Genomic DNA, 789 nt, shown 5'->3' with positions numbered 1-789 from the left:
AGATCACCCATCGTAGTAAAAATCACTTTATATCCTTGGTTGAGAGCCTCCATGCCCAGCCCAATCGATAGGTGGGTTTTGCCGACGCCTGGCGGCCCAAGGAAAATAATATTATATAGCTGCTCCATCCACGTTAAGTCCTTCAACTGATTTAGTTTCTTTGAACTTAATGATTTCTGTTCTTTTAAATCGTATTCTTCCAGAGTGCTGAAAAACGGGAACGTCGCCCATTTAAACCGTTTCTCTAATAGCTTTTCTTCTCTGCGCTTTTGTTCATAGGTTGCCACATCCAGGAGAAACTGAGTAAAGGATGCGTCCTTTTGCTCAGCTTCTCTTATGAGTGTAGGAAGATGGATAGCTGTTTCGGTTAGGCGGAGGGTTTTCATCAAATCTTGTAATTGATTCAGCTGACTCAATTAGACTCACCCTCCAATATTTCAGTATAGGCATTTACTGTTCTCTTTTGGGCTTCCGTATCCATGAGCCAGCCTGAAATCTTATTTATTGATGATACAGCCCGGGCGTTATCGGTTATTGTATCATCAGCTTGGCGTTGTCGTTTGATGTATGAAACGATATCGCTAAAATCTGTCGCACTATAAAGATTTCTTTTCACACATTCTTTTAGTGCTGCTGATAAGATTGCCCCATTGTTCTCCTTTGTCTGCTTTGAAATAATCTGCAGCTGATCTCTAATATACCGAGGGTAGTTTTGCCGGATGATATTGAGATAGTCGTATGCGGAATCTACCTCTTCAAACCGTTTCGCAACCGTATCCATAAATGAAT

At 41.3% G+C, this 789-nt stretch carries 1 protein-coding gene and 1 pseudogene; both read right to left on the bottom strand.

From position 1 onward, the window contains the following. Positions 1-416: ATP-binding protein (locus Q1A47_RS20515; RefSeq protein ID WP_299632747.1), on the bottom strand; the 416-nt coding region annotated here is incomplete at its 3' end. Beyond that, positions 413-789 (bottom strand): annotated as a pseudogene (locus Q1A47_RS20510) (IS21 family transposase); the annotation flags it as partial. The gene Q1A47_RS20515 and the pseudogene Q1A47_RS20510, both read right to left, overlap by 4 nt.

The organism is uncultured Virgibacillus sp. (assembly GCF_947495635.1).
GTDB classification, from domain to species: domain Bacteria; phylum Bacillota; class Bacilli; order Bacillales; family Amphibacillaceae; genus Virgibacillus; species Virgibacillus salarius.
The sequence above is the reverse complement of the archived record's forward strand: the minus strand, read 5'-3'. Positions and strand labels throughout refer to the sequence as shown.